This is a genomic window from Pseudomonas sp. W15Feb34, assembly GCF_023127765.1.
Classification (GTDB): Bacteria; Pseudomonadota; Gammaproteobacteria; order Pseudomonadales; family Pseudomonadaceae; genus Aquipseudomonas; species Aquipseudomonas synxantha_A.
Window position 1 is genome coordinate 26073 of the sequence record NZ_SPKN01000027.1, and the last position, 25878, is coordinate 51950.

22 protein-coding genes are annotated in these 25878 nt (G+C 59.7%); 4 read left to right on the forward strand and 18 right to left on the reverse strand.

The annotated features are described in order from the left end of the window. Positions 1-45 precede the first annotated feature (45 nt). From E4O97_RS12970 to minC, 8 genes are all read right to left on the reverse strand, one after another. Positions 46-1392, reverse strand: coding sequence for an amidohydrolase (locus E4O97_RS12970; RefSeq protein WP_032880106.1), 1347 nt, complete (start codon positions 1390-1392; stop codon positions 46-48). A 16-nt stretch (positions 1393-1408) separates the two neighbouring features. Further along, positions 1409-3574 carry a mechanosensitive ion channel domain-containing protein gene (locus E4O97_RS12975; protein ID WP_078821944.1) on the reverse strand — a complete coding sequence of 722 codons (2166 nt, stop codon included), beginning with the start codon at positions 3572-3574 and terminating at the stop codon, positions 1409-1411. Positions 3575-3646: 72 nt separating this feature from the next. Further along, a complete protein-coding gene (locus E4O97_RS12980; RefSeq protein WP_164699536.1) occupies positions 3647-3823 on the reverse strand; it encodes a hypothetical protein in 177 nt (58 codons plus the stop codon). Positions 3824-3976: 153 nt separating this feature from the next. Further along, a complete protein-coding gene (locus tag E4O97_RS12985) occupies positions 3977-5266 on the reverse strand; it encodes a M18 family aminopeptidase (protein WP_005789967.1) in 1290 nt (429 codons plus the stop codon). 171 nt (positions 5267-5437) lie between these two features. Next, positions 5438-6073 carry an RluA family pseudouridine synthase gene (locus E4O97_RS12990; RefSeq protein WP_124378838.1) on the reverse strand — a complete coding sequence of 212 codons (636 nt, stop codon included), beginning with the start codon at positions 6071-6073 and terminating at the stop codon, positions 5438-5440. Between the two features lie 93 nt (positions 6074-6166). Beyond that, on the reverse strand, positions 6167-6421 hold the full coding sequence (gene minE, locus E4O97_RS12995) for a cell division topological specificity factor MinE (protein ID WP_003175252.1): 255 nt from the start codon (positions 6419-6421) through the stop codon (positions 6167-6169). A 3-nt stretch (positions 6422-6424) separates the two neighbouring features. Then, positions 6425-7237, reverse strand: coding sequence for a septum site-determining protein MinD (minD, locus tag E4O97_RS13000; RefSeq protein ID WP_003192835.1), 813 nt, complete (start codon positions 7235-7237; stop codon positions 6425-6427). Positions 7238-7436: 199 nt separating this feature from the next. Then, positions 7437-8174 (reverse strand): septum site-determining protein MinC, encoded by a 738-nt coding sequence (gene minC, locus E4O97_RS13005; RefSeq protein ID WP_005789962.1) that lies wholly within the window; start codon positions 8172-8174, stop codon positions 7437-7439. 119 nt (positions 8175-8293) lie between these two features. Between minC and E4O97_RS13010 the strand changes: the two genes are divergently transcribed. Then, complete coding sequence (locus E4O97_RS13010) at positions 8294-9229, forward strand: lipid A biosynthesis lauroyl acyltransferase (protein WP_005789961.1); 936 nt, start codon at positions 8294-8296, stop codon at positions 9227-9229. A gap of 29 nt (positions 9230-9258) precedes the next feature. Next, positions 9259-10407 carry a patatin-like phospholipase family protein gene (locus E4O97_RS13015; RefSeq protein ID WP_032880110.1) on the forward strand — a complete coding sequence of 383 codons (1149 nt, stop codon included), beginning with the start codon at positions 9259-9261 and terminating at the stop codon, positions 10405-10407. A 108-nt stretch (positions 10408-10515) separates the two neighbouring features. Here E4O97_RS13015 and E4O97_RS13020 read toward each other — a convergent pair whose 3' ends face one another. The 8 genes from E4O97_RS13020 to puuE form a co-directional block, all read right to left on the reverse strand. After that, positions 10516-11301, reverse strand: coding sequence for an outer membrane protein OmpK (locus tag E4O97_RS13020; RefSeq protein WP_005789957.1), 786 nt, complete (start codon positions 11299-11301; stop codon positions 10516-10518). A gap of 23 nt (positions 11302-11324) precedes the next feature. Then, complete coding sequence (locus E4O97_RS13025; protein ID WP_143508472.1) at positions 11325-11696, reverse strand: hypothetical protein; 372 nt, start codon at positions 11694-11696, stop codon at positions 11325-11327. Between the two features lie 44 nt (positions 11697-11740). Then, entirely contained in the window at positions 11741-13084 is a 1344-nt protein-coding gene (locus E4O97_RS13030) for a nucleobase:cation symporter-2 family protein (protein WP_103733708.1), read from the reverse strand. A gap of 177 nt (positions 13085-13261) precedes the next feature. After that, positions 13262-14545, reverse strand: a complete 1284-nt coding sequence (locus E4O97_RS13035; protein ID WP_032880113.1) for a urate hydroxylase PuuD — start codon at positions 14543-14545, stop codon at positions 13262-13264. Positions 14546-14596: 51 nt separating this feature from the next. Then, positions 14597-15100: an ureidoglycolate lyase gene (locus E4O97_RS13040; protein ID WP_005789953.1), complete on the reverse strand. Its 504-nt coding sequence runs from the start codon at positions 15098-15100 to the stop codon at positions 14597-14599. A gap of 118 nt (positions 15101-15218) precedes the next feature. Further along, positions 15219-16214, reverse strand: coding sequence for an allantoicase (alc, locus tag E4O97_RS13045; protein ID WP_005789952.1), 996 nt, complete (start codon positions 16212-16214; stop codon positions 15219-15221). 41 nt (positions 16215-16255) lie between these two features. Continuing rightward, the gene (gene uraD, locus E4O97_RS13050; protein ID WP_032880116.1) at positions 16256-16771 is read right to left on the reverse strand and encodes a 2-oxo-4-hydroxy-4-carboxy-5-ureidoimidazoline decarboxylase; all 516 of its coding nucleotides are present in this window, start codon (positions 16769-16771) and stop codon (positions 16256-16258) included. After that, positions 16768-17694: an allantoinase PuuE gene (gene puuE / locus E4O97_RS13055; RefSeq protein ID WP_005789948.1), complete on the reverse strand. Its 927-nt coding sequence runs from the start codon at positions 17692-17694 to the stop codon at positions 16768-16770. Before puuE ends, uraD begins: the two co-directional genes overlap by 4 nt. Before the next feature lie 401 nt (positions 17695-18095). On the opposite strand from puuE, the gene uraH reads away from it, so the two are divergent. Both uraH and E4O97_RS13065 read left to right on the forward strand, forming a co-directional pair. Next, the gene (gene uraH / locus E4O97_RS13060; protein ID WP_179119841.1) at positions 18096-18479 is read left to right on the forward strand and encodes a hydroxyisourate hydrolase; all 384 of its coding nucleotides are present in this window, start codon (positions 18096-18098) and stop codon (positions 18477-18479) included. A 159-nt stretch (positions 18480-18638) separates the two neighbouring features. Beyond that, entirely contained in the window at positions 18639-23873 is a 5235-nt protein-coding gene (locus E4O97_RS13065; protein ID WP_248161467.1) for a DUF6543 domain-containing protein, read from the forward strand. Here E4O97_RS13065 and E4O97_RS13070 read toward each other — a convergent pair. Together E4O97_RS13070 and E4O97_RS13075 are read right to left on the reverse strand one after the other, a co-directional pair. Beyond that, positions 23857-24495 carry a LysE family translocator gene (locus E4O97_RS13070; protein WP_032880122.1) on the reverse strand — a complete coding sequence of 213 codons (639 nt, stop codon included), beginning with the start codon at positions 24493-24495 and terminating at the stop codon, positions 23857-23859. The two genes, E4O97_RS13065 and E4O97_RS13070, sit on opposite strands and share 17 nt — an antisense overlap. 12 nt (positions 24496-24507) lie before the next feature. After that, positions 24508-25854, reverse strand: coding sequence for an NCS2 family permease (locus E4O97_RS13075; protein WP_248161468.1), 1347 nt, complete (start codon positions 25852-25854; stop codon positions 24508-24510). Positions 25855-25878: the final 24 nt, after the last annotated feature.

A 25878-nucleotide genomic window follows, 5' to 3' on the forward strand; every position in this document is an offset into this window, starting at 1 on the left:
ACTGAAACACTGCTATCGGGAGCAAGCCCCCTCCCACATCAAGCATTAGTGCGGGGTGTGGGTGTAGAGGTAATCCGTCGCCAACGACGCCAGCGTCCTCACGCCCACCACCAACGCCGACTCATCCACAAAGAACCCAGGGTTGTGATTCGGCGCCGCCTTGCTCATGTCCTGGTCCCTCGGTGTCACCCCCAGGAAGACAAACAGCCCCGGTGCCTCTTTGGCATAGAACGAGAAGTCTTCGGCGCCACCCACCAACGGGCCTTGCACCACATCACCCTGAGCCGCCCAGCGCAGGCTCGGCAGCATTTTCTCGGTCAGCGCCGGGTTGTTGATGGTGGGGTCGTACTTCTCGATGATCGTCACTTCGGCCTTGGCGCCACCGCTTTCGGCGATTTTCTCTACGGTTTGACGCACGTCTGCATGCAGCTTCTGGCGAATGCCGTAGTCGTAGGAGCGAATGGTGCCGCTCATGTCTACCGACTCGGGGATGATGTTGTAGCGGGTACCACCGTTGATGGTGCCGATGCTCACGACAGAGGGGAATGACGAAATATCGGTACGGCGGCTGACCACGGTCTGCAGGCCGACAATGGTTTGCGCGCCAACGGTGATCGGGTCGATACCGTCCCAGGGGCGGCCGGCGTGGGTCTGTTTGCCGAGGATCCTGATGCGCAGGTCGTCGGAGCTGGCCAGGGTCGGGCCTGGGCGGTAGGCGATTTGCCCGGCAGGCACACCGGCCCACACATGCAGGCCGAACACCGCGTCAGGCTTGGGCGCTTTCATCACGCCTTCCTGCACCATCATCTTCGCGCCCCAGGTGTTCTTGCCGTCGGGGATAAAATCGCTGGGGCCTTCTTCGGCCGGTTGGAAATAAAACACCACGGTGCCGGGCAGGCGGTCGCGCATCCCGGTAAGAATCTTCGCAGTGCTCAGCAGGATGGCGGTATGGGCGTCGTGACCGCAGGCGTGCATCACATCGACTTCCTTGCCCAGGTAGGTGCCCTTGGCTTTGGAGGCGAAGGGCAGGTCGGCGACTTCCTTGACCGGCAGCGCATCCATGTCGGCGCGCAGGGCCACGGTCGGGCCGGGCAGCGCGCCTTTCAATATGGCAACGACGCCGGTGCGAGCCACCCCGGTCTTCACCTCAAGGCCGAGTTCGCGCAATTGTTTGGCGACCAACTCGGCGGTGCGGGTTTCGGTATTGCCCAGTTCCGGATGGGCGTGGATGTCGCGGCGGGTTTCCAACAGGCTGGGTTCGAGTATTTTTGCCTGGGAGGCAATGGTTTCCCTGGCACCGTCCTGGCCGCTGCTGGCGGCAATCACTGCACTGCTCGTGACCGCGCAGAGCAAACCCAAAACCCATTGGTGTGTCAGACCGTTCATTCGCATACCAACCTCTGCTTGCTTATTGTTGTGGATCTTTCTCCTGCACGCTGCCGGCGGTCAGCACCTGCACGCTCAAGCGCGGCGTTGCCAGGTCGAGCCCGGCTTCATCCAGGTGCCGCTTGAGCGAGAGGTTGAACGCTCGCGAGACTTCCCACTGCTTGATCGGCGCGGTCTTGAAGCGTGCGCGCAGGATCGCGCTGCCGGATTCGAAACTCTCCACGCCCTGGATTTCCAGCGGCGACCAGATATTGCGGCGTTGCAGCGGGTCATTGCGCATGGCGTGGCCGACATCGCGCATCAGCTTGATTGCGTCGTCGATTTCCATGTTGTAGGGGATTGCCACCCGGAAGATCGCGTAGCCGAACTCTCGGGAGTAGTTCTTGATGCTCTTGATCTCGCTGAACGGGATGGTGTGCACGATGCCGTCGATATCGCGCAGGCGCACGGTGCGGATGGTCAGGCCCTCCACCGTACCCAGGTGGCCGCCGACGTCTACGTAGTCGTCGATGGCCAGGGAGTCTTCGATGATGATGAACAAGCCGGTGATCAAGTCCGCTACCAGCGACTGCGCACCAAAGCCGATGGCGATACCGATCACACCCGCACCGGCCAGCAATGGCGTGACGTTCATGCCCATGTTCGCCAGGGCCACGATGGCGGCGATGATGAAGATGGTCACGAACAGCACGTTGCGGATCAGCGGCATCATGGTTTGCGCACGCGCGTTGGCCAGGCCTTTGCGTGAGCGGGTCAGGGCGTGGTGGATGGCGGTGTCGCTGAGGATCCAGATCAGCCAGGCAAACAGCAAGGTCCCACCGAGGCCAAACAGCTTCACGGCTATTTCATGGCCGTCACCTTCGGTAAAGCGAATCATCGACAGGCCCCACACCCGCAGCCCTAACTCGATAAACGCCAGCCACACCACCAGGTGCACCAGGGTGTAGACAAACCCTTTGAGGCGTTCGGAGTACAGCGCATGGCGTTTGTGCCCGCGCTGTGGCTTGAGGGCGTGGCGGCGCACCAGGCCGTTGATCACCATGCACAACACCAGCAGCACCGTGCACAGCAGCGACTGGCGCAGGGCGGTGCTGGTATCGCCGGCCGACAGGAAGGTCGCGAACAGTGAGATACCTACCAGCAGCAAGGCCGGGATGTACCAGAAGGTACCGATGATCGACAGGGTGTCGGTGAGGGCGCGGCGGGTCAAGCGGCGCGACAGCGGCTGGTTGCGGATCAGGTGTGCAATCGGTCGGCGGAAACGTAGGATAAACACGCCGGTGGACAGCGCCGCCATTACATTGGCTACGGTTGCGGCGGTGTGTGCCAGGTGCTGGCCGAGCGCCTCGACCAGGCGCGGATCGCTCAAGGCTTCACCGAAGGCCGCAAAGCTGCCGATCCACCACAGCGGGCGGAACGCCTGATGGCGCAGGATATACAGGGCGCGGTGGCGGTGCGGGCCGTCAAGTACGGAGAAGGCAATTACGCAGATTGCCGAAAAACAGGTGCCGACCACCAAGGCATAGGCCAGCACCATCGCCAGGGATTTGCCCAGGGAGGAAGGCAGGGCGTAGCTCAGGTAAACCGTGATCACCAGGGCGATCAACCAGGGGCCCAGCTTGCGCAGGGCAAAGCGCAGCATGTCCCAGGTGCGCGGGTGTTGCGGCAACTCTTCGGGCAGGCCGAAACGCTCGCGTACCCGGTGGCTGAGCCAGATCAGCGCGGCGGCCAGCAGGCTCCACACTGCCAGGATCACGGCAAAACCAAAGATGATCGGCAGCCATTCGTTGGCCGGCAGCATCAGCGCGCCCAGTTCATCCTTGGCCAGGTCGACTTCATTGGACCAGCGCCCCAATGGGCTGTCGGCGCCGGAAAACTGCTGTTCAAAGCCCGACAGCGTGCTGCCGATCAACCCGAGCACACCTTGCTCTGTCGCGGGTTGGGCCTTTTGCGTGGCGGCGCGCAGCTTTTTCAGGTCGCTCAGCAACTGGGTGCGCTGTTGGTCGTTTTCGAGAGTCTTGATCACCTCGTCCAGCGACTGCCCCAGGGGCACTTCAGCCTGGGGTTGGGTCTTGCTGGAACCACCCAGCATTCCGGGCAAGCCTACGGCTTGGGCGGATGACAGCGGCAGCAGCGTGAGCAGGGCGATCAGCAGGTAGCAGGGCAGGGCAAACAGACGGGAAAGCACGAGGCGGTCAACCTTCAAAGCAACGAATTGACCGAGTGTACGAGGCCGCTATGCCCAATGCGAGCGCATTTGTCATTGCGCCAGTTTGGCGAGGATCTTGTAGACCACGGTGCCCAGGATCAGCAGCATACCAACCCACATGCCGAACACGCCGAGGGGCTTGTCGCGAAAATTGAAACCGACCGCGAGCATGATCATGCCGATCACGATGGGGATGAGCATGGCGTGGAATGAGGACATTGAAATCATGGGAGCAATAGCCTTGTCGCAGTGGAAGTTTTGACAAGTCTAGGCGCGATTGCAGGAAGTGCAGGTGATACAAGTCAGTTTGGCAGTACATCGAACCAAATGTGGGAGGGAGCAAGCCCCCTCCCACATTTCGATCACATTTTGCCCGTCAAATCAGGGCAGGTCGCGGCTCGCGTAAAACGCCCCCAGCACCTTCACCAGGTGCGCCAGGTCATGGCTGCCGCACAGCTCTCGAATGGAGTGCATGGCAAACGTCGGCAAGCCGATATCCACGGTGCGTACACCCAGGTGGCTGGCGGTGATCGGGCCGATGGTCGAGCCGCAGCCCATGTCACTGCGCACCACAAAGCTTTGTACCGGCACTTCTTCGGCCATGCACAGGTGACGGAAGAACCCGGCGGTTTCGCTGTTGGTGGCGTAGCGCTGGTTGCTGTTGACCTTGATCACCGGCCCGGCATTGAGTTTCGGACCGTGGTTGGCGTCGTGCTTCTCGGCGTAGTTGGGGTGCACGCCGTGGGCGTTGTCCGCCGATACCAGCAGTGATTTCTGAATGGTGCGTACGAACTCATCACCTTCAGGCAACAGGCGGCGCAGGGTCTGCTCCAGCATCGGGCCATCGGCGCCGCAGGCCGAGCAGGAGCCGACTTCTTCGTGATCGTTGCACACCAGCACGCAGGTTTCGTCGGTCTCGCTGGTCAGCAAGGCTTGCAGGCCGGCGTAGCACGACAGCAGGTTGTCCAGGCGCGCACCGGCGATGAAATCGCCATTGAGGCCGATGACCGCCGCGCTTTGGGTGTCGTAGAAGCTCAGCTCGTAGTCGAGCACCACGTCAGCGTTAAGCCCATGCTCGCGGGCCAACTGCTCGGTGAGCACGGCGCGAAAGTCCACGCGTTCGTCACCGGCAAATTGCGCAAGGATCGGCGGCAGCTCGGTCTGGGCATTGATCGCCCAACCCTGGTTGGCCTCACGGTTCAGGTGAATGGCCAGGTTGGGAATGATGGCGATCGGCAGCTTGAAGTCGATCAATTGGCTTTCGACCTTGCCGTCGCGGCGGAAGGTGACGCGGCCAGCCAGGGATAGGTCGCGGTCGAACCACGGCGCGAGCAGCGCACCGCCGTAGACTTCCACGCCCAACTGCCAGAAACCCTGGCGTTGCAGCTCAGGCTGGGGTTTGACCCGCAGGCACGGGCTGTCGGTGTGGGCGCCGACCAGGCGGATGCCGCCCTGCAACGGCGAGTGGCGGCCGAGCTTGAAGGCGATGATCGAGGAGTCGTTGCGGGTCACGTAGTAGCGACCGTTGGCCTCGGTGGCCCAGGTGTCGCGCTCGTCGAGACGCTGGTAACCGGCCGCTTCCAGGCGCTGGGCGAGGGCCGCAGTGGCATGAAAAGGAGTAGGGGAGGCCTTGAGGAAGTCGATCAGGCCTTGATTCAACGCTTCGCGCATAAATAGCTCCAGACAGCAATGCGCGGAGTTTACCGTTCGATGGCCAGAAGTGCACAGAACAAATGCGGGAGGGGGCTTGCTCCCGATTGCGGTGTGTCAGTGAGCAAATACAGTGACTGACACTCCGCCACCGGGGGCAAGCCCCCTCCCACATTTACCCGTGTTCGCAGCTTAAAAGGGGGCAGGGCACTCGAAGCGCACACGCTCGCCGCTTTGTGGATGGGTGAAACTGAGCATGCTTGCATGCAGGCACAGCCGCGGCCAGGCAGCCAAGGCTTGTTCATGAGCATACAAACCATCACCCAGCAACGGATGCCCGATGGACAGCATATGCACACGCAACTGGTGCGAACGCCCGGTGATCGGCGTCAGCTCCACGCGGCACCAGTCGCCGCAACGCTCCAGCACCTTCCAGAAGGTCAGGGCGTGCTTGCCGAACTCGTGGTCGACCACATGGCGGGGCTTGGTCGGCGGGTCGTAGCGCAATGGCAGGTCGATGCTGCCGCTGTCCAGTTCCGGTTGGCCCCAGGCCAGGGCGGTGTAGGCTTTTTCGGTTTCACGGTCGTGAAACTGACGGGACAGTTCGCGGTGGGTATCCGCGTCCCGGGCCAGCAGGATGATCCCTGAGGTTTCCCAGTCCAGTCGATGGACGATACGGGCTTCGGGGTAGCCGTTTTCCTGCAGGCGGGTGATCAGGCAGTCCTTGTTGTCGTCGGCGCGACCCGGCACCGAGAGCAGCAGGGTTGGCTTGTTCACCACCAGGACAGCGTCGTCCTGATGCAGGATATGTATATTGGACAGCGGCATTAAACAGCCTCGTAACAAACGCCAACGGCGGCTCGCCCACCTGGTTCCCGAAGGATCAAGGTGATCGAGCCGCCGTGGCGACCGCCCTTTCGATCAACGATCGGGCAGGGTGATATTGAGTTCCAGAATCGAGCAGCTGCCGTCATTTTCCAGAGCGACATGCACGTCATCGTTGCCGATATTGACGTACTTGCGGATCACCTCGACCAGTTCCTTCTGCAAGGCTGGCAGGTAATCCGGCGTGCTGCGTTGGCCGCGTTCGTGCGCCACGATGATCTGTAGACGCTCTTTCGCTACCGACGCGGTACTTGGCTTTTTGTTGGCGCGAAAGAAGTCGAGAAATTTCATTGTTTAGTTGCCTCCAAAGATACGCTCGAAGAATCCCTTCTTCTTAACATCGAGGAAGCGGTGTTCCACGGTCTTGCCCAGCAAGCGATCGACTGCATCGCTGTACGCCTGGCCGGCGTCGCTCTGGTCGTCAAGAATCACCGGCACGCCCTGGTTGGATGCCTTCAGTACGGCCTGGGACTCCGGAATCACGCCCAGCAGGGTCACGGCGAGGATTTCCTTCACGTCTTCAACGCCGAGCATCTCGCCATTGTTGACACGCTCCGGGTTGTAGCGGGTGAGTAACAGGTGCTCCTTGATCGGGTCCTGGCCTTCTTCAGCGCGCTTGGACTTGCTGGCCAAGAGGCCCAGCATACGGTCCGAGTCACGTACCGAGGAAACTTCCGGGTTGGTCACCACGATGGCTTCATCGGCGAAGTACATCGCCAGGTGAGCACCGGTTTCAATACCGGCCGGAGAATCGCACACCACGTATTCGAAGGTTTCCTTGAGCTCGGCGAGAACCTTGCCCACGCCTTCCTTGGTCAGCGCGTCTTTGTCGCGGGTCTGGCTGGCGGCCAGTACATACAGGTTCTCAAGGCGCTTGTCCTTGATCAGGGCCTGTTGCAGGTTGGCTTCGCCGTTCACCACGTTGACGAAGTCGTACACCACGCGGCGTTCGCAGCCCATGATCAGGTCGAGGTTACGCAAACCGACGTCGAAGTCGACGATGACTGTCTTGTGGCCGCGCAGTGCGAGGCCGGTACCGATAGCGGCGCTGGTGGTGGTCTTACCCACACCACCCTTGCCGGATGTAACCACGAGAATCTTGGCCAAGGTGTTTCACCCCTAAGGAAAAAGGACTTTCGGTCCCTGAAAAACATCTCTTGAAACTCGCTGCAGGCGGACAGCCTTTGCAGGAAAAAGAAGGAGTTTCCATGGAGAAACACCAACTTCCAAAAAGTCCTACACAAGTCTTGCCGGTTTCGCTTTGCTATCAGAGTCTAGAGATGCTTGGAAAATGCGGCAGTATCCGTTAAAGCCGGATGATGTTCAACACATCGCCCGACAGGTTGACCTGTACCGAAGCCCCCCACAGCGGATCACGGCGCAAGTCTTCGGAAACCTTGTACTGACCCGCGATGGAAACCAGCTCAGCGGTCAACTGCTGGCAGAAAATCCGCGCTCTGGTATCACCCTTGATGCCGGCGAGGGCACGCCCGCGCATCGGGCCGTATACATGGATGTTGCCATCGGCGAGAAGTTCCGCCCCCGGGCTGACCGAGGAGATCACCACCAGGTCGCCGCCCTGGGCGTAAATCTGCTGCCCGCCGCGTACCGGCGAGGTGATGATCTTTGTCGGCTTGATCGCAGGCTCGGGTGGTTTTTCCGGTTTTTTCTTCTCTTCACCGACCAGCGGTTCCAAGGGACGCTCGCGGGCACCGGACGGAGGCAGTACTGGCAGTTCAATGGCGATGGCGGCGGCAATGTCTTCGATGCGGCTGGCACGAATCGCCAGGGTGCGCAGGCCATGGGAGCGGCACACGCGCATCAGCCCGGGCAAATCAATCACGCCCTGGCCGGCCGGCAGCTTGTCCAGCGCCAGCACCAGCGGGGCGTTGTTGAAAAAGTTTGGCGCCAGGGCAACCTTGGCGGCCAGTTGGCGGTCCAGGGCATCAAGGTCATTGCGCGCCAGTTCCAGCACGGTAATGGCGAGCATGCTGCCTTTTAGCTGGAACACGGGATCTTGGTCTAGCGGTTCGGTTTGGCTCATGGTCGGCGAAAGCGGCTTGTCACGAAAAGTGTCGAGACTTATAACGAGAACACTCACCCGCCGCAAGCCGAGTCGAACCGTTGTAGAATGCGCGGCCCTTGTCTTTACCGGAATCTGTAATGGATCGCCCGCGTTTTCGAGCTGTATTTCTTCACCCGCGTTTTTGGCTGCTATGGCTGGGGCTCGGCCTGCTGTGGCTGGTCACCCAGTTGCCGTACCGGGCGTTGTTGACCATTGGTCGCCTGCTGGGTGCGGGGATGTACCGCGTGGCTGGCGATCGCCGCCGTATCGCGGCGCGTAACCTTGAGCTGTGCTTCCCGGAAAAATCCGTGCAGGAGCGCAAACGCCTGCTCAAGGAAAACTTTGCCTCCACCGGTATCGCCTTTTTTGAAATGGCCATGAGCTGGTGGTGGCCCAAGCCGCGCCTGGCGCGACTGGCCCATGTCGAAGGGCTGGAACACCTCAAGCAGGCACACTTGGAAGGCAAGGGCGTGATCCTGATGGCCCTGCACTTCACCACCCTGGAAATCGGCGCGGCGCTGCTGGGGCAGAAACACACCATCGATGGCATGTACCGCGAGCATGGCAACCCGCTGTTCGATTTTATCCAGCGCCGTGGTCGTGAGCGCCATAACCTCGATTCCCTGGCCGTGGAGCGCGACGACGTGCGCGGTATGCTCAAGCTGCTGCGTGCCGGCCGGGCCATCTGGTACGCACCGGACCAGGATTACGGCGCCAAGCAAAGCATCTTCGTGCCGCTGTTCGGTATCCAGGCAGCTACCGTCACCGCTACCAGCAAGTTCGCACGCCTGGGCAAGGCGTTGGTGGTGCCGTTCACCCAGGAGCGCCTGGCCGATGGCAGCGGTTACCGATTGGTGATCCATCCACCGTTGACCGATTTTCCGGGTGAAACCGACGAAATCGACTGCCTGCGCATCAACCAATGGGTCGAAGCCTCGGTACGCGATTGCCCCGAGCAATACCTGTGGACCCATCGCCGTTTCAAGAGCCGGCCGCCGGGTGAGCCCAAACTGTATGAAAAGCGCCGTCGATAACGCTGATTTTTACCACACGGAGTGACGCAATGCGCTCAGTTGAACCGGTCACAGGCTTGATTCTTTCCGGCGGCGGGGCGCGAGCGGCGTATCAGGTGGGGGTGTTGGCGGCGATTGCCGAGTTGCTGCCACCGGGGGCGCCGAATCCATTTCCGGTGATTGTCGGCACCTCCGCCGGCGCGATCAATGCAGTGAGCCTGGCCAGTGGCGCTACCGATTTCTCGGCAGCGATCCAACGGCTGACGGCATTCTGGCAGGGCTTTCGCAGCCACCAGGTGCTGCGCAGCGACTGGCCTGGGGTAATACGCCAGGCCAGCCGTTTCCTCATCCACAGCCTATTGGGCCTGGGCGCCCAGGTGCCCGTGGCGCTGCTCAACAGCTCGCCACTGCGCGACTTGCTGCAAGAACGCTTGAACCTGGACGGCATCGACGAGGCTATTCGCCGCAAGCACTTGCAGGCAGTGGCGGTGACGGCGTTTGGCTATGAGTCCGGGCAAGCGGTGACTTTCTACCAGGGCGGCGGCACCATCGATGCATGGCTGCGCCATCGGCGTATCGGCGTGCCGACCCAACTGACGGTGGAGCACTTGCTGGCGAGTTCGGCGATTCCGCTGTTGTTTGCTCCGGTCAAACTCGACGAAGAGTACTTTGGCGATGGCGCGGTGCGGCAGTCAGCGCCCATCAGCCCGGCTTTGCACCTGGGCGCCAGCCGCGTGTTGGTCGTCGGCGTGAGCGGCAATCCCAGGGGCAATGAAGCGTCGACGCAACGTACCTACACCGGCCAGCAACCGACCCTGGCGCAAATCGGTGGGCATATGCTCAACAGCACCTTCATTGACAGCCTGGAAAGCGATATCGAACTGCTGGAGCGCTTGAACCAGTTTAGTCGGGTTGTCCCTGTCGACGCCGCGGTGCAGGGCCTGGCGCCGGTGGACGTGCTGGTGATTGCGCCCAGCCAGCCTATCGATGAAATCGCGGCGCGACATCGCCAGGAATTACCGGCGGCGTTGCGCTTGTTCTTGCGCGGGCCGGGGGCGACCAAGACCAGTGGGGCGGGGGTGTTGAGTTATTTGCTGTTCGAGGCGGGGTATTGCAGCGAGTTGATCGAGTTGGGGCGCAAGGATGCGCTGGCCAAACGCGACGAAATCACCCGATTCCTCGGCCTGACGCCGAACTGAATGTGGGAGCTGGCTTGCCTGCGATAGCGGTATGCCAGCCAACACTGCTGGCACAGACACACCGCGATCGCAGGCAAGCCAGCTCCCACAGGGAACCGCGATCAACCTTTAGAAGTGGTACTTGACCAGGAAGCTTGCCGTGTCCTGAGTCGTCTTGAACGCGCCGCTGTCTTCAATCCCGTACTTGTTCTTCCAGTAGTCGTATTCAAAACCTACATACAACTGCTTGTCGCCCCAGTGCAGCGCCTTGCCCAAGTCGTATTTGACCTGCGGGTTGAAGTGCAGGTTGGCGTGATAAGTGCCACGGGCGTTTTTGTCGTTATCCACCACCCAGTCCATGAAACCGTCGATCAGCACGTCGGAGTTGCCCACGGGGATGGTGTACGACCACACCGGAGTGATCTGCCACACACCGTCACCCGGGCGATTGCCCTCGGTCTGGCGCTGGTAGAAATTCAACTGGAAGTAGTCAAAACCGGGGATGTTCAAGTCGAATGCCGGGCCCAGCAGGTAGGACTCGTTATCGCCCTCGCCGAACTCGTAGGTGAAGGCCAGCAGCACGTCCTTGATCGGGCCGAACGACAGGTCCTTGTCGAAAATCTTGCCGAACGACAAACGCGGGCTGAACTCGCCGTAGTAAGTGTTCGGGCCGACATTGCCGTCTTCCTTGCCGTTGTAAAAGATACGGTCGAGGAAGAAGAAGTTGTCGCCGTACTTCCATGCGTCGGCATGTTCGAAGGTGACGGTTTGCTGGATCTGCGGGTTGACGGTAAAGCTCTTGCCCCACAGGTAAGTCAGGCTGTTGTTCTGCCACTGCAACAAGTCACCGGCGACGGCCTGGCCACCAGCCAGCAGGGATCCCGCCAGCATCAGGCCTTTGAACATGGGTTTCATTCGGTTGCTCCCGAGTTAAAGTTTTATGGTTTTTTTTCTTCTACGCAGGCGCTCTGGTATGGCGCCTTTTGGTTCGCTGCAAAAATCGTCTGTTCGGTCAGCTTTAATGCTGTTAGCAAGAGCTGCGCCAAGGTGTTTGAAAAGCCAAAAAATCCCCGTCGGCTGCAGCGGATGCAGTCGAATTCAGAGGACTTTTGCGCACTTTGGCAGCCAACATCAGGCCGGGATAAGTTGGCCTTGAAGTCAGCTTTTACATTCGCTGTTTTTTTTTGAGTCGATTCGAGCGGGCGCGGAGAATACTGGCTCCCAGGCCTGGGCTCAAGTGCGCTGTAACAGAGCGCGAGGGGCGAGAATGGGGCGCGGCGTGTGGCCGGCCCCGGTTGAAGGCTGTGCATGTGGCTGTTCCCTGTTTGTTGTTATTTTTGTACTAACAAAGGAATCAATGCGTATGGGCGACTTCGGGGCGTTCAGCGCCGCCGAGGATGTTGAACAGGATGTTCAGCGACAACGCGCTGAGTGTGGCCATGGCGATCCCGCTGTGGGTAATCGGGCTCATCCACAGTGGCAGTTGCGCGAAGAACTCCGGCCGTACCACGGGGATCAGGCCCATGCCGATGCTCACGGCTACCAATAGCTGGTTGCGACGGTCGGCGATGTCGGCTTCCTGCAGGATCTTGATCCCGGTCGCCGCCACCATGCCGAACATGGCTATCGCCGCGCCACCGAGTACTGCCGGCGGAATCGACGCGACCAGATAGGCGGCCTTGGGCAACAGGCTCAGCACAATCAGAAAGGCCCCCGCCATGATCGTGACCGAGCGGCAGCGCACGCCGGTCATTTGTACCAGGCCGATATTCTGCGCGAAGGAGGAGTGGGTAAAGGTGTTGAAGAAACCGGCAAAGAACGACGCGCCGGCGTCACACAACAGGCCACGGCGCAGCATCTTCGGGGTGACCTCCTGGCCGGTGATCTTGCCCAGGGCGAGGAACATGCCGGTGGACTCGACAAAGATAATCACCACCACCAGGCACATCGACAGGATCGGCGCCAACTCGAACTTGGGCATACCGAAGTGCAACGGCGTGACCACCTGCACCCAGGGCGCCTGGGCCAGGCCACTGAGGTCGACCATGCCGATAACGCCGCACAACCCGTAACCCAGGCCCATGCCGATCAGCACCGAGATATTCACCCAGAAGCCGCGCATGAAGCGGTTGATCAGCAGGATGGTCGCCAGCACCAGGGCGGCAATCGCCAGATACACCGGCGAGCCGAACGTGGCGGCAGCGCTGCCGCCACCGGCCCAGTTCACGGCCACGGGAAACAGCGAGAGGCCGATGGCGGTAATGACGGTACCGGTCACCAGCGGCGGGAAAAAGCGCACGACCTTGGACATGAATGGCGCGATCAGCATGCCGAAGAACCCGGCGGCGATAGTCGCGCCGAAGATGCCTTGCAAACCGATACCGGGCATACCGGCCATGGCGACCATGCTGCCGACGGCGGCGAAGCTGGCACCCATCATCACCGGCATACGGATACCTACCGGGCCGATGCCGAACGACTGCACCATGGTGGCGATACCGGCCACCAGCAGGTCGGCGTTGATCAGGAAGGCGATTTCTTCACGGCTCAAGCCTGCGGCCTGGCCAATGATCAGGGGGACGGCGACGGCGCCGCCGTACATCAGCAAGACGTGTTGCAAGCCAACCAGAATCAGTTGCAAGAGGGGCAGCCGCACCATGGCGGGCGCGGCAGGAGTCTGCGTTTCTAACTGGGACATGCAACACCTCGAATCTTTTTATTTTTGTGTTGTTTGCAAAGCAATTTTCAAAACACGGCAGATCTCAATTGTGGGAGCTGGCTTGCCTGCGATAGCGCAGGGTCGGCAACTCATCCGGTGACTGACACACTGCTATCGCAGGCAAGCGAGCTCCCACATTGGTCCCGTGTGAAACAGTCAGTTGGTGCGGGCCCCCTGATTGATCCAGGTGCCGATCAGGTCTCTTTCCTGCTGGGTCATCTGGGTAATATTGCCCAACGGCATGATCTGGCTGGCCACGGCCTGCGCTTGAATACGCGCGGCCTGCTGCTGGATCTGTGTCGGTGTGTCGAACATCACCCCAGCCGGAGCGGTGCTGAACAACGGGCTGGTGGGCTTGGCCGAATGGCACACGGTGCAGCGTTGCTCGATCACATGGTGCACCTGGCCGAAGTCGGTCGTGGCCTGGGCCGGTGCCGGTTCAGCGGCGGGGGCGGCAGGCGCTGCGGGTTTCAAGCCACCGCCCAGGGCGGTTTCCGGCAGCGGCTGGTACTCGATCGCAGCAGGTGCCTTGGCAATCGGTTCTGCAGGTTTGGGCCCGGTTACATACGCCAGGCTGATCATCGCCAACGCGCCCACCGGCAAGGTCCACGCATACTTCTGGCTGTCATGCCGGGTGTTGAAGTAGTGCCTTACCAGCACCGCCGCCACTGCGATCCCGGCCAGGATCAGCCAGTTGTATTGGCTGCCGTAGGTACTCGGGAAGTGGTTGCTGATCATGATGAACAGCACCGGCAAGGTGAAGTAGTTGTTGTGGCGTGAACGCAGCAAGCCCTTGGCCGGCAGCGCCGGATCCGGTGTGCGGTTCTCGGCGATGGCTGCCACCAGTGCACGCTGGGCGGGCATGATGATGCGGAACACGTTACCGACCATGATCGTACCGATCACCGCACCCACGTGCAGGTAGGCGCCACGGCCGCTGAACACCTTGCTGAAGCCATACGCCGCCGCAATCAGCAGCACGAACAGGATCAAGCCGAGCAGGGCAGGGCGCTTGCCCAGGGCCGAGTCGCAGAGGAAGGAGTAGATGAACCAGCCGGCGAACAGTGAGCCGATGCCCAGCAATACGCCTTCGGTGCCGCTGAGGCTGCTGCCGGGGGCGAGCAGGTACAGCGTGGGGTTGAGGTAGAACACCACGCAGAGCAGCGCGACGCCCGACATCCAGGTGAAGTAGGCTTCCCATTTGAACCAGTGCAGGTTGTCCGGCATGGTCGGCGGAGCCAGTTTGTATTTTTCCAGGTGGTAGATACCGCCACCGTGGATCGCCCACAAGTCACCGGCCAGGCCGTTCTTGGGGTTGACGCGATTGAGGTTGTTTTCCAGCCAGACAAAGTAGAACGAAGCGCCGATCCAGGCGACGCCAGTGATCATGTGAACCCAGCGCACGCTCAGGTTCAGCCATTCCAACAGATGTGCTTCCACAGTCTTTACCTCTCGCCTGTCACCCTTGTTGTCGGGTGATCCGGCCTTCTCTTATTGGTGGGGGGCGAGGATCAACCGCTCATCCTCTTTGAAAAAATGCTCATCGCAGTTATTGCCTGTGCCACTGCGATCAACCACCAGGAAGTCATCCCGCTTTTCGATCGTCAGCACCGGGTGGTGCCAGACGCCGCGATGGTAATTGATGCCCTGCCTGCCGTTGGTAACGAAGGCGCGGACCAAGCCTGATACAGGTGCATCGCCAAGTGGCGCGACCACGATCAGAAAGGGGTTGCCGAGCAGCGGTATGAACGCCTGGCTGCCCAGCGGGTGTCTCTCCAGCATGCACACGGTCAGCGGCATGTCCTGCGCGTCGGCGCGGAAGATGCTGATGATGGCGTGGTCTTCAGGCTGTGCTGTTTCGACCGTTGCCAGTTTGTGAAAGCGCATGGTCGACCCGTTGTTGATCATGAAGTGATCGCTGCCATCGGTTTCGATAACGTCTCCGAAAGGGGCGAAGGCTTCTTTGGTCAGGGGTTCGATCATCAGTGTGCGCATGGCTGTCTCTTATCCGAATACTGTGTTGTTTGGTCTATTGCTATCGCGGGCAAGCCCGCTCCCACATTTGGAATGCATTCCCCTGTGGGAACTGGCTTGCCTGCGATGGCATCACCGCTTATTTCGACACTTTGCCCAGGACGCGCAGGCGACTCACACCGCCATCCGGGAACACATTCAGGCGGATATGGGTAATCGGCCCCAGCGCCTTGATCTGCTCGGCGAAGGTGTGTTCGGCGTGCATTTCCAGTTTCTGCGCCGGCAACAGTTCACGCCAGAACAGCGATTGGGTTTCGATCTGGCTGTCGGTGCCGCCTTTGACGAAGGCGCCCTGGATCGAGCAGGTGTCCGGGTAGTTGCCCTTGAAGTGCAGGGTGTCGACGATGATCTTTTCGATCTCGCCCGGGTGGCCCAACGCGACGATCACCCAGTCATTGCCCGGTGTACGACGACGCGCGGTTTCCCAGCCATCACCCATGTTGATGCCACGGCCCGGGTTGAGGATGTTGCTCATGCGGCCGAAGTGTTCATCGGAGCAGGCCAGGGCACGACCGCCATTGAGCGCGGCAGCCAGGTCGACCTGTTCGTTGTCGCCCACCGAAGACCAATCGCGGAACGGCACGCCATACACACGCAGACGGGCGACGCCGCCATCCGGGTAGATGTTGAAGCGCAGGTGGCTGAACGCCTGGTCGTTGTTGATCTCGTGGTAGTGGTGACTGTTGCCTTGCAGCTCTACCGCCGACAGCACTTCAACCCATTGGGTATTGGCGTCCGGCTCGCCCGAGGCCAGGAAGCAGGCTTCCAGTGAGGCCGACGGCGGGAAGTTGCCGGTGAAGAATGAAGTGTCGATGTCCACGCCTTTGATCGAACCCGGCACGCCCAGGCGGATCACCGCGCTGTCGTAGCCTTCGAAGCGCTTGCGGCGTGACTCCCAGCCGTCCATCCACTTGCCGTTGTCATCGAAAACGCCCTCCTTCCACACGGCCGGGGTCGGCTGGAACAGGCGGTTGGCGTCGGCGAACCAGTCATCGGTGACCGAGATGATCTTGGTGCCCAGGCGGGCATCGGCCAGGTTGACGAACTTTTCGAAAGGTACGGCGTAAGCTTTCATTCTTCTTGTCTGCCTTGGATAGAGTGGCTGGGGATGGTCGTTTAGAGGGTCAATAAACGGAACAACGCGATCTTGTTGATCTCGTCCAGCGCGCACTTGAACTCGGTGTCTGTCGAGTTATGGATGCGCGTTTCGAACGCGGCGAGAATCTGGTGCCGGTTGCTGCCTTTTACCGCCATGATGAAGGGAAACTTGAACTTGGCCTTGTAGGCGTCATTCAGCTCGGTGAAGCGAGAAAACTCTTCGGCCGTGCATTGGTGGATACCGGCGCCAGCCTGTTCATTGGTGCTGGCTTCGGTCAGTTGGCCCTGGACGGCCGCGCGGCCTGCCAGGTCCGGGTGAGCATTGATCAGGGCCAACTGGCTTTGATGATCAGCGCTCAACAGGATATCGCTCATGCGCTGGTGCAGGGTTTCGATCTGGTCGATCGACCTATCCTGGCCCAGCTCGAAGGCCTTTTCGGCCACCCATGGCGAGTGTTCGTAAATATCGGCAAAGGCTGCGACGAAGGCGTCGCGGCTCAGGGTCGACGGTTGCAAGGTCTGGAACGCAGTCATTTCGCCGCTCCCGTGCAGGGGTGGGTTTGGTGCCAGTGACGGGCGATGTCCACGCGGCGGGTGAACCACACCTGATCATGGCCTTTGACGTATTCAATGAAGCGCTTGAGCGAGGCCAGGCGTGCCGGGCGGCCGATCAGGCGGCAATGCAGGCCGATCGAAAGCATCTTCGGCGCTTCGGCGCCTTCGGCATACAGCACGTCGAAGGCATCCTTGAGGTATTCGAAAAAGTCGTCACCCTTGTTGAAACCCTGCACCTGGGTGAAGCGCATGTCGTTGGTGTCCAGGGTGTAGGGGATCACCAGGTGCGGCTTGCCGTTAGGGGTATTGGGTTCCCAGTAGGGCAGGTCGTCGTCATAGGTGTCGCAGTCATACAGGAAACCGCCTTCCTCCATCACCAGGCGGCGGGTGTTGGGGCCGGTACGACCGGTGTACCAGCCCAGCGGGCGTTCGCCGGTCAGCTCGGTGAGGATGCGGATGGCTTCGAGCATGTGCTCGCGCTCCTGGGCCTCGTCCATGTACTGGTAGTCGATCCAGCGGTAGCCGTGGCTGCAAATCTCGTGGCCGGCGGCGACCATGGCGCGGATCACATCCGGATGACGCTGGGCAGCCATGGCCACGGCGAAGATAGTCAGCGGTATGTCGAATTCTTTGAACAACTTGAGGATGCGCCACACCCCGGCACGGCTGCCGTATTCGTACAGCGACTCCATGCTCATGTTGCGCTCGCCTTGCAGCGGCTGGGCCGAGACCATTTCCGAAAGGAAGGCTTCGGACTCTTTGTCGCCATGCAGGATATTGCGCTCGCCGCCTTCTTCGTAGTTGAGTACGAACGACAGCGCAATGCGTGCGTTGCCCGGCCAGTGGGGGTGAGGAGGGTTACTGCCGTAACCGATCAGGTCGCGTGGGTAGTCAGCGCTCACTGCAGTCTTCCTTCTTGTTCGTGGTAGCTAGGTGTGTGGCGGCCGGGCAGTGGAAAGACTGGGTGGCGTCACAGCGATGAGTGATTGTATACAACTTATAGCAAACTTTGTAAGCCTGAATTTCTGCATTTTTTCTGAACGGTCTGTCTGCAAGAAACTTGCCTAAGTGGTCAGGTTAAAATGAAAAAGCCCACTGCAGGAGCGAGCTTGCTCGCGAAAACCCTGAGGGCGCCACTTTTCATTCTGAGAGCCCACGTCATCGTTGGCGTTTTTCGCGAGCAAGCTCGCTCCTACAGGAGGGTGGAAGCGCTGTGAAATTTATTGTGTACAATTTTTTGTAAAAGTGTCTTAATCGGCTATCGCCGGCTTTTTCACTGCCCTGAAAGAGTGCGGGTTTCTCTATGACTGACTTCGGGAGGCGCATAAAAGCCATGGGACGTTTGACCACACACGTTTTGGACGCCGCACACGGCTGCCCCGGCAGCGCGATCAAGGTCGAGTTGTATCGCGTCGAAGGCGCGCAGCTTGAACTGGTGGGTAGCGCCGTGACTAATAGCGACGGCCGTTGCGACGCGCCGCTGCTGCAAGGCGATGACTACCGCAGCGGTGTCTACCAATTGCAATTCAGCGCTGGCGACTACTACCGCGCCCGCGGTGTGCAGCTGCCGGAGCAGGCTTTTCTCGACGTGGTGGTATTGCGTTTCGGCATCAGCGCCGAACAAGACCATTACCATGTGCCACTGCTGATTTCGCCTTACAGCTACTCCACCTATCGCGGTAGCTGAGTCGTCACCTCGCTTCACACCCCCCCCAAAAAATGCTCTTCGTTGGTTTCGCCCGCGCACACTGCGGGCTTTTTTTGCGCGTGCTGCGTTCAACTATCTAAAGCCTTAAGTGCCTGTGCGTTGCCTAGGCTCGGTGTTTTCCTCAATCAAGAAAACATCATGGCCTCACTCAACCACATCCCCGACCCAGAAGATCCGGAGATCGCTGCTCAAGCAACGCTTCAGGGTATGCGCAGTCAGCTGACCCGGCGAATCAACGCTCACGCCCATCCAAGCCGCCTGATCAATCAGATTGCTTTTGCCGAACTGCGCTGCGTCGAGGTAATAAAGGTGCTTGGAAGGCTGATAGCGCGCGCGCCAAAAGTTTTGTGGGTGATCCGCGACGAGCTACGCAAAGAGTTTGAAATAGACCCGGACAGCCTGCTGTTCACCGTGCCCAAACCACCAGCAGAACCCCAGAAAGTCGACAGCCTGACTGATCGGGCGCTGCTGTCACTGGCCTTGCCCGCAGTGCCGATCAACCTGAATCAGTTCACTGCCCTGAGCGTCAAGGGTGACCCGACTCGCCAGTTGCCTTATACGCCGTTGCAAGTGCTGCAGCGAGTTATCGCCATGAAGCTGCAAGACAGAATTGCCTGGTCGGCCACGCCTTATTGGGACGCGCTGCAGCCCGGTTCCTCGCAAACACGCAGGGGGTATTGGGCAGAGCTGCACGCCGAACTCTTCGCTGACCGGGCTTTTATGGCGCAGCAATTGGACGAGCTGTCGAGTGCCGGGATGGCTCTGCTTCAGGCCCTGATCGACGCACCCAGTGCTGGGGCGCGCCAGCGAGCAGGGGGCGATTGGGCCACTGTGCGAGCGAGTTCGTTGATGTGGCCGGGTACGCCTGCGGTTGCAATTCCCGGTGCATTGCATATCTACCGTGAAGGCGATCCTGATGGTGCACCGCATGTGATTTACCTGCCGGGTGTGGTGCGCAATTTCTACGAGTACCCGTCCTTCTTAGACCTGCAATGCGGTTTGGTAAAGTTGGCCAGTGAGTCACTGTTCGACGAACTCTGGCAATGCCTGCCGTTAGGGCGCCGACATGAGTTGTGTCGGCCTACGGACCTGACCCCCGCGTTAAGCGTGGATCGCGGTTCGACAATCTCCGGTGATGTGCTGGCGATGAGCGCGCAAGCGTTGCTGGAAGGTCAATGGGAAAACGAGCTGGCCTGTGCGCTGGCGATCAATCACGCACACGTGTTTTCTCCAAAAAAGCCGCGACCTCAACCGCTGACCGCTGTGCCTTTTCTGCGTTTTATCGAGCGTGCAAGGAAGCAACTGGTCGGTAAAGTCCGGCTCGGGACCCTCCTCTATCAATTGCTCAAGTGGGACGAGCAGCGACGACGCGCAGAAATTATCTTTGCCAGCACCGCGCCCGGCCTGGCCCTGCTCACCGCAGAACAGCAGGTCAAACGCTACGAAAAAGGTCTGCTCGCACTATTCAACGCCGATGACCTGAGCGTCGAGACTGCAGCGCTTGAGGAATTTGTGGTGCTTGAGAGCCAACTCAAAGCGCATAAAGAAGCGTTGAATTCGCTGATTAACGGTGCACAGCAGCGGCTCTACGATATGCCTTTTTGGATTGAGCGCCCAACCGGTGCGCACAAACGTTATGCCTTGTTCCTGCGTGCCCATGTCGAGGCCCTGCGCTGTGAGGTTCAGTTGCAACACCGGCTCAAGCTGATACCCACTGCACATCAGGACTTGGTGATGGAGGTCGTGGAGCGGCTGTCGACATCCAAATACGTGGGCGGTAAAGCCCAGGTGTTTTCGGTCTCTGTGGGCAGCGTGCAGGCTGCCTTCTACCCGCTTCATAACGTTTGGGTAGTGGCTCGGGCGACGGCGATGAAGCACCCGTCCCGTGGGGTTCCGGTCGCGCTGTATGCATTCGGGCAATATGGCGGGCTGAAGGCTTTTTCCGGCCTGGACGCTTTGACTCGCGGTCTGAAAGCCAGCCTCGGGAGCAGTGATGATTCGGTCCTGTGGGGCTGTATAGAGCACGATAAGCGTCACGACTTACGTGACCATGCCCGGCGTGAAACCCTGACGGTGCGCTATGAACCCATTGAGGGGAACCCTGCGACGGTTTCTTTCAAACACTTGATGGCCTACTACTTTCGCTTGAACAAGCGCATTGAGGGTACTGCCGGTCTGTTCAATGAGGTAAAAGATGCCGAGCTGAGCCGTTTGTTGCTATTGGCTGAGCTGGACGCGCACTTGAAGATTCCCGACAGTCCCGCCTTGAACCAGGCTCAGGCCAACATTGATCTTCTGCGCAAGGCTGCGCTTGAGGCAAAAAAATTGCCACAGTGGTTAGCGGGCGCAACACCTGCCCAGCTTAAACACTTCAAACGCTTGCAGCGCCGGTACCTGAGCAGCGCCTTTGCCTCTGAAAGCCTGCTTGAACGCGCTCTGAGTGACTTGGAAACGTTCGCCCGCCGCAAGTTGATCGCCCGCTTAACCGAGGATGGTTTCTACCCGGAGCTGGACATCGACAAGCCCCTGATCACGATGCCGGACGATGTCAGAGGCAGCTTCTGCGGTAATCAAAGCCACTGCACGCCGGGTGATCGCGGGCAGGTCCTGACCCCAAGTACTCAAACCACAACCTTCAGCATGTTACAGCTGGCATTGCATAATCTTGATCCGCAAGCACCCTGGGTGCCTTGGCGATTGAATCGAGCACGCTATCTGCAACCGCAGTGGAAGCAACGGCTGAACAAGGACTATTTGATCAAGACAGTCTCTTCGCTGGATATCGGCGGAAACTACGACACGCAGATCAACCATACCTTCTACCCCACGGTTAAAGCCAAACCGAGTTCGGATGCGGGTCGCATTCCTGCGCTGATCAATCGCACGCTGGATGAATGCGCGCACATGCAGCTTTTTTCGGCGGTTCAACAAGGGCTAAGCACCTTTGCACAGAGCCTGTTCAGCACGGCGATGGCGGCGCGAACGCCTGAGGACCTGCTGAAAAACGGGTATGATTTGAAGTTGTCCGTCGTTCATCTGGCGGCGCACACGATGCAGCATGATCGCTATATCTCAGGGATCGTGGTCATGCAGGATCAGGGCAGCGGGCGCTGCGTAGTTTACTGGCCTGCTGCGCCGCACGCCTTGATCATCACCGAGTACATCAGCGTGGCGATGGCGGGGGTAGAACTCAGTCGCGTTGCCGCTTCGGCTGACCTTGTAAAGTTACTGGCGCGGCAGGTAGCGCCCGGTTGGGCATTTGACGCAATCATTCATGACGCCGATGAAGCAGGAGAGCCTGGATGGCTTTCTGTCATGCCGGATGCTTATTATTTCGAAGGTAAGTGGAGGCTCCCTGGTTTTATTCGCTCCTTCAGCATTACACATCTGCAACCGACGCCAGTGCTCGATGAGATCGAAAAACTGATCCGCGAGCAAATTGCCAGTAACCCGTCAAACTGGCTGGCGATCGTTCCCATATCCCACAGTGAACCCAGGGCATTGCTGTATTACGCCAATGTGCTGGATTTGCAACGCCGCACTCAAGCTGCGAGTAATTCCGGCAAGGTGCTGGATGAGTATCGTGTCCGCCGCCTTGCGGAGCAGACTGATAGCAGCCTGCGAGCGCTCATATCGTTTTTCTTTCCGTTATTTGCGCTGGCTAACTCCTTTTATGAATTGCTGATTGTGGCACGACGTTTTCACCGTTTCGCAGACCCCAATGATGTCGTGGATATTGTGTTTATGACCCAGTATCTGGTGTTCGATTTGTGGCAGACCTTTACCCCCGGCCCCAAGGTCAGAGGCGTAGCGGCGGGTATCGTGCGGCGCCCGCTGGGGGCAGTGTTGAATCGGATACATCGTTCGCATTTCAGCCGTGGCCGAGTGCTGCGTCAGGCTGCGCCTTCTGCGGCCGCGTTAAAACCCTTGGACCGTTTCAAAGTCAAGGGCGTGCCTCCGGATGCTGTGGCGCTCAAAGGGCGTGGCAGGGAGGGCGTTTATGTGAAAGACGGTCAGCAATTTGTAACGGATGACACTCACCATTATCCCGTTTACCAACGTGATAGCGAGTCTGCGTTTCGGCTGAGAAACATGCTGAAAAGCGGTGAGGATGAGTTGGTCCTGAATATCCATCAGCCCAAGGAGTGGTTGCTGGAGGCCGATAATCCTCAACCTGGGCCCAGCTCCGGGGTGCATGACCCATGGCGCGCTCCCCGGGCGCCCTCGTCGGATTGGCAACCCCCTCGTGAGCGCATGGCGACTGAGAACCGGATTGTCCAGTCACGTACAACGGACACCCAGTGGTTGAGTTGGCGTGCTCAAGTTCACCCCCGTGACATTGTGGGCTTCCCTGCGCCTGGAGTGTTTGAGGTTGGCTCGGCTCCCAGAGGTTCTTCGCTCAATGCCAGGTTTTTGCGCGTGGCTCCTCCTTATACCGACTTCCAGGATCCGAACAGCGGTTTTTACCGGATGCTCCCGCAGGGCGACCATGCATCGTTGACTGACCTGGTGTTTATCACCCGAAATGAGCCACCGGGGCCATCCGCGCGAGCCGATATCATGCGCTGGACCAGCACTGATATTCGCAACCAGCCCATTCCCGTATCACGCCTGCCTACAGGTGAATGGCAACATCATTCGGCGCTGTTCGACAGTTCGTTGGAGCACTCTGTGGGCAGGGCCTTTCCCTCCATGACGAATGAAGCTCGAAAGTTTACCGTCATGAGAATGATTGAATTGGCAGATCCTTCCCACTCTGCCACGGCAAGCCATTTGCTCGGCATCCGCGCGACGCTGGACGAATGGCTACCCCCGCTCCCTGCGAGGAGCGGCCAAACGGACGATTTACTACGGATGTTGCGGACTAATGAACGGCGCAAGCAATATCTATACGTCGGTTTCGAAGGCAAGGCACCCGGCTTCACGCGCGTTGATTTCACGCCGCCTCATCCGTTAGACCCGAGCCTGCAATATGGTGTCGTCCCGGTCAGGACGCAGAGGCTTGAAGCGGAGCGCGCCGCCGTCAGGACCGTGCTGGAGCAGCAGGGTTACCGCGTCGAGGACCTGTCTGTGCGGCGCCCAGGGATGCGTTTCGGAGAACCCAGTATTGAATCAGTCGTTACTCATCCCCGTTCGAACACCATTTACTACGTGGCCTACCAATGGCTTGAACTGGGGCGAATGACCGTGAGAGGGAAGCTTTCGAACCGTTGGGTTCGGATAGCCATCAACTCACACCCCGACTCTCTTTTATTAAGGGCAGTTGACAATGCGATGCAGGAACAGCGCTTGGTGCGGATTGTGGCCGGCATCCAATGGCCCACAAAGGGGCGTCTCGATCCAACTGTTTATTTCGTCAAATTGACCCCTTAGCATTGATGAGTGCCATCGCACCGGCGCCGCCGAACAGTGCCGCGCTGATGCGGTTGAACCAGCTCTGGCCCGAACCGCTGCGCAAGTAACGCGCTGCGCCATGGGCACCCAGACCGTAGGCCAGCTTGCACAGCAGGTCGAGCACCGTCCAGGTGGCGATCATGATCAGCAATTGCGGCAGGAACGGTTGCTGGCTGCTGAGAAACTGCGGCAGGAAGGCTGCGAAAAACAGGATGTCCTTGGGGTTGCTGGCGCCCAACACAAAGGCTCGCCCAAACAACGCACGAAAGCGCGGTACAGACGGCGTTTGTGGAACTTCGGCGCCTTCGCTCGGCAGACGCGATTGCTGCCAGCTCTGCCAGGCCAGGTAGAACAGGTACAGCGCGCCGACAATTTTCAAGGCACTGAACAGCTGTTCCGAGGCCAGCAACAAGGCCCCCAGACCCAAGGCCGAAGCACTCAACAGGCAGATCGACGCAAACACTCCGCCCAAAAACGCCGGGTACGAGCGGCGCAGGCCGTAGTTGAGACTGTTGCTGATCATCAGCAGCGACAATGGCCCTGGAATCAGGATCACGATCAATGCGGCCCCACTGAACAGCAGCCAGGTATCCAGGTTCATCATTTGCTCCTTTTATAAAAATATGAATTTCGCAATGAAAATCGCGCACAACACCCACAGGCTGACAGAAATCTCGCGGTACTTGCCGGTGCCGGTCTTCAGCGCTACATAGGTGATAAAGCCCAGAGCGATCCCGTCGGCGACCGAGAACGTCAGCGGCATCATGATGGCAGTGACGATCGCCGGAATGCTGTCGGTAGCTTCATCCCAATTGATATGGGCCATGCTCGCCATCATCAGCATCGCTACGTAGATCAGCGCGCCAGCGGTGGCGTAGGCGGGAATCATGCCGGCCAGCGGTGCGAAGAACATCGCCGCCACGAACAGCACACCCACCGTTACAGCGGTCAACCCGGTGCGGCCACCGGCTGCCACACCTGCGGCGCTTTCCACGTAGCTGGTCACTGGCGGCACGCCAACCATGGCGCCGAACACACTGGAAGCACTGTCGGCCTTCAATGCGCGGGACAGGTTGTCGATCTTGCCGTCGGCCTTGACCAGCCCGGCCCGTTGGGCAACGCCCATCAGTGTACCGGCAGTGTCGAACATGTGTACAAAAAGAAAGGCAAATACCACGCTGATCATGCTCACATTGAACACACCCATTACGTCCATCGCCATCCAGGTCGGTGCCAGGCTCGGTGGGGTGGAGAGAATGCCGTTGTAATGCACCAGGCCCAGGCCCCAGCCGGCCAGGGTCACGGCGATGATGCTGATGAGAATTGCACCGAATACACGGTGATAACTGAGGATGGCGATCAGCAGGAAGCACACCGCCGCCAGCAGCGGGGCGGGTTCATGCAGGGAGCCGAGCTTGATCAGGGTGGCCGGGCTGTCGACGATGATGCCGGCGGTTTTCAGGCCGATCACCCCGAGGAACAGGCCCACACCTGCGCCCATGGCATGACGCAGGCTGACCGGAATACTGTTGAGCAGCCATTCTCGGATGCGTGACAGCGTCAGAATCATGAACAGCACACCCGAGACAAAGACCGCGCCGAGAGCGGTTTCCCAGTTGTAGCCCATGGTGCCGACCACGGTGTAAGTGAAAAACGCGTTCAGGCCCATACCCGGCGCCAGGCCCACCGGCCAGTTGGCGTACAGGCCCATCAACAGGCACCCCAGGGCTGCGGCGATGCAGGTGGCGACAAATGCCGCACCGTGATCAATACCGGCGTCGGCCATGATGTTGGGATTGACGAAGATGATGTAGGCCATGGTGATGAAGGTGGTGAGGCCGGCGATCAGCTCGGTCTTCACTGTGGTGCCATGCAAGCGCAGTTTGAACAGGCGTTCCAGCCAACCGCCTTGCGGCGTGGCCAGGTCCAGCGTAGGGGCTTCGGTTTTACGGCTATCCACAGCGAGTACTCCTCAATCGTTTTA